Below are 3,673 nucleotides of genomic sequence, written 5' to 3'. Positions count from 1 at the left end.
GGTCGGCGTGGCCCCGGCGCAGCTGTGCGACCCCGCCGAGGGTGGTGATCCCGCGGGCGGTGAGGGCGGCCACCATGAGGGCGGAGCCGGTGCGGATGTCCGTGGCTTCGACACCGGCTCCGGTGAGGCGCTGCGGACCGGTCAGGCGGCACTCGGTGGGCGAGATCTCCTCGATGTCGGCTCCGAGCCTCGCTAGCTGTGGCAGCAGGTTGCCGTGACGGCCGGGGTTGATCGAGTCGGCGAATAGATGGGTGCCTGGTCGGCCGAGGGCCAGGGCCATCAGCGGCGGCTCGAAGTCCGCGTCCAGGCCCCCGGGAGAGAGGGTGGCAATGGCCCGCAGCGGCCGGCCAGTCGGGCTGGTGTTGCTGCTGCCGTCGACGAGGAGTGCCTCGCCCCGCACCGATGTGGGGATGCCCAGCCGCTGGAGCGCCGCCTGGAACGGCACGAGGTCCCGGCCGTGGATGCCGTCGATCCGTGCCTTGCCGCTGGTGGCGGCGACGGCACAGGCGAGGGTTCCAGCCTCGACCTTGTCGCCCGGTACGCGCCAGGTCTGAATCTCGTCGGCGAGCGTGGATGCCGGATCGAGGGCGAGGAACCGGTCGCTCACCTTGGCCTGCCAACCCGCCGAGCGGAGTGCATCGAGCACGGCCAGGACTTCAGGCGACAGGTTCGGGCGCCCCAGGCGCAACGCCCGGTCGGCGACGACCGCCCGCAGCACGGCGGCGATCGTCGCGCCGCGCGACCGGAAGGGCAGCGCGTGCGAGACCGTGCCGCCGCTGCCCTGTCCGCCGGCCTCGACGGAGTACCCGGCGTCCTGGATGGTGACGTGGTCGCCGAAGGCCTCGTACACCTTGAAGTGCAGCTCCATCCCGCGCTGACCGATCCGGCAGCCGCCGGGCCACGGCAGCCGGGCAGTGCCCCGTAACGCGAGAAGGGCGGGCACCAGGTAGTACGAGGCTCGAATGGCTGAGGCGCGACTCAGGTCGGGAACGGCGGGCGCGTGTTCGGGCGCCATGACCAGCAGGGCGTCAGGCCGCCCGACGGCCTGGGCCACGTTCCAGCCGGTCCCCTGAAGGAGGGCAATCATCGCCTGGACGTCGGCGCTGGCAGGAACGTTCTCCAGCTGGACGTTCCGACGTACGGCCGCCGCGGTCGCCAGCATGGGAAGGGCGGCGTTCTTGGAGCCGTCGACGGTGACGGAGCCGGCGAGTGGGCTGCCGGGGCGTACGGCGACCACTTCGGCGTTCGAGGCCGAAGCTCGGGTGAGTGCCACGATCAACTCCTTTGGTCGAGAGGTTGGGGGAAGACGGAGGTTGTGGGGCGGGCGGCGAGGTCGAACTCGGCCCAGCAGGACTTGCCCGAGGAGCCCTGTTCGACGCCGTGCTCGTCGGCGAGGGCGGCAATGATCAACAGACCTCGCCCGTGCTCGGCGTCCGGGTGGCCGGCGAGCTTCCGGGGGACGGCCGAGCTCTGGTCGCGGACCTCGAAACGCAGCCGGTCGCCGCGTAGGCGAGCAGTGATGGATGCGGTCCCAGCGCCTCCGTGCCGGACGGCGTTGGCCAGGAGCTCGCCCGCCACGGCTTCCGCTCCGTGCAGTTCGTTGGTGACCGCGCCCCGGCACCAGCCACTGACTTCGTCCATCACCGTGCGCCGGGCGCGGGCGGCGCCTTCCGGCGTACCCGTCACCGGCAGGGTGACCTCGTGCACTTCCATGGGCGGCCTCCTGGAGGGGTGCAGTTCCACCAGGCAACCGGTCCAGGGGTGCTGCCCGCGACGCCGTGGGCAGGGCGTGCATCGTTCATGCAGGTTCTGCATGGCGGGCAATTCGCCTACCGATAGGCTCGGTTGAGCAGGCAGGATCGGTCTCGGCAGAAGGGGCCGTGGCGAAGATGGCCGACACACAGGGCGAGGCGCACCGCATCGGTGCGCTGATCCGCCGGGCAAGGGTCTTACAGAGCCGCTCACAAGCGGACGTGGCCGCCGAACTGGGTTACCACCAGTCGAAGATCAGCCGCCTGGAGGGCGGCCGCGGAACCGACGACATCCGGGTACTCCGCGAGGTTGCCCGGGTGCTTCGGATCCAGCCGGCACGACTCGGGCTCGCTGACGCCGGCCCGGAAGCAGAGCCCCACGATCCGGAGACAGACGACATGCGCCGCCGTACCTTCCTCGCCGCGGGCGTCACTGCGCTGGCCGCCCCCGTGCCCGCCGCGCACCCGGCGCTGGTCCAGGCCCTCCTGCCCGGCGTCCTCGCAGCCCCGACGACGGAGCCGGCCTCCACGGATCGGCTCCGCCTACGAGCCACCTCCATCCGCAGGCTGCTGACCACGTGCGACTACGCGGAACTGGAGCGCACGCTTCCCAGCCTGATCACGGATCTGCGCCATGCACTCGGCAGCTCGTCGCAGCCCGAGGAGGTGTCCCGCTTCCTCGCCACGGCCTACCAGACCTCGGCCAGCCTCTTCCTCAAGCAGGGTGACGCCGGAACGGCCTGGCTGGCCGTCGGCCGGGCCATGGCGGAGGCCGAACGCTTCGGCGACCCCCTCGTTCTCGCCGCCAGCGTCCGGCTCCACGCGCACGTCCTCGTCCGTGAGAAGCACCCCGGACAAGCAGTCACGCTGATCCGACACACCGCTTCGCAGCTCACCGGCTCGTACGACCGTCGCTCTCCGCACCACCTCGCCGTCTTGGGTTTGCTCCTGCTGCGTGGAGCCACGGCCGCGAGTCGCGCGGACGACCGTGCCGCCACTGGGGAGCTCCTCGCCGAAGCGGAGGAGGTGGCCCGGTACGTCGCCCTCGACCGGCCGGACGCCTGGGCCAACTTCAGCCCGACGAACGTCACCCTTCACCGGATCAGTGCGGCGGTCTCCTTCGGCGACGCGGGCATCGCCCTCGACGCGGCCCGCCCGCTCATGCACCGCCACATCCCGGTCCCCGAGCGTCGTGCCGCACTCTGGATCGAGGCCGCCCGCGCCTACGCCCAGCAGGGCCGCCTGGCAGACGGCTACCAGGCACTGCGGATCGCCGAGACCTGCGCCGCCCAGGACGTACGTCGTCCCGCCGTCCGCGAGCTGGTCGCCGACATGGCCGCGCGGGACCGCCGTCGTACGCTGCCAGAACTCCACCACTTCAGCCGCCGACTGGGAGTCCCCGCGTGACCGAGCCGCAGTCCAAGCCCTTCCTGTACGTCGTCGTCTGCGCCGCCGGGATCGCCGGCGATGTCGGCAGACTGATCACCGCAGCGCAGGAACGGGGCTGGGAGGTTGGGGTCACCGCCACGCCACATGGTCTCGAGTTCCTCGACACCCGGGCGATCGAGGAGCAGACCGGGTACCCGGTCAGGTCCGCCTGGCGCTCGCCCGGCGAGGCGCGGACCCACCCGCGGGCCGATGCCATCGCGGTCGCACCGGCCACGTTCAACACGGTCAACAAGTGGGCCGCGGGCTTCGCCGACAACCTGGCGCTCGGCATCCTCTGCGAAGCACCCGGCATGGGCATTCCCACGGTGCTGGTGCCCTACGTGAACACCGCGCTCGCCGCCCACCGGGCTTACCGGCGCAGCATCGACGAGCTGCGGGAGATGGGCGTGCTGATCGGCAGCTACGAGCCCCACCGTCCGAAGTCCGGCGGCGGGTCCGACCGCTTCCCGTGGGAGGAGGCGGTCGATCTGCTC

Annotated in this window: 4 protein-coding genes; 2 read left to right on the top strand and 2 right to left on the bottom strand. The window is 71.7% G+C overall.

What is annotated here, in order from left to right; all coding sequences use genetic code 11:
* A partial coding sequence (locus VR44_RS23070; RefSeq protein ID WP_425424525.1) for a UDP-N-acetylglucosamine 1-carboxyvinyltransferase occupies window positions 1–1,273 on the bottom strand: 1,273 nt, incomplete at its 3' end.
* A 2-nt stretch (window positions 1,274–1,275) separates the two neighbouring features.
* Entirely contained in the window at window positions 1,276–1,713 is a 438-nt protein-coding gene (locus VR44_RS23065; protein WP_045949487.1) for an ATP-binding protein, read from the bottom strand.
* 176 nt (window positions 1,714–1,889) lie between these two features.
* On the opposite strand from VR44_RS23065, the gene VR44_RS23060 reads away from it, so the two are divergent.
* Together VR44_RS23060 and VR44_RS23055 are read left to right on the top strand one after the other, a co-directional pair.
* On the top strand, window positions 1,890–3,158 hold the full coding sequence (locus VR44_RS23060) for a helix-turn-helix domain-containing protein (RefSeq protein ID WP_052713782.1): 1,269 nt from the start codon (window positions 1,890–1,892) through the stop codon (window positions 3,156–3,158).
* A partial coding sequence (locus VR44_RS23055) for a flavoprotein (RefSeq protein WP_045949486.1) occupies window positions 3,155–3,673 on the top strand: 519 nt, incomplete at its 3' end. The genes VR44_RS23060 and VR44_RS23055, both read left to right, overlap by 4 nt.

This window comes from Streptomyces katrae (assembly GCF_000966975.1).
GTDB classification, from domain to species: Bacteria; Actinomycetota; Actinomycetes; order Streptomycetales; family Streptomycetaceae; genus Streptomyces; species Streptomyces katrae.
This window is presented reverse-complemented; position numbering and strand designations above follow the sequence as displayed.

What these genes read in the sequence shown, in the direction of transcription:
- VR44_RS23065 (WP_045949487.1), bottom strand. Translation starts at nt 1,713, where the DNA reads ATGGAAGTGCACGAGGTCACCCTGCCGGTGACGGGTACGCCGGAAGGC.
- VR44_RS23060 (WP_052713782.1), top strand. Translation starts at nt 1,890, where the DNA reads ATGGCCGACACACAGGGCGAGGCGCACCGCATCGGTGCGCTGATCCGC.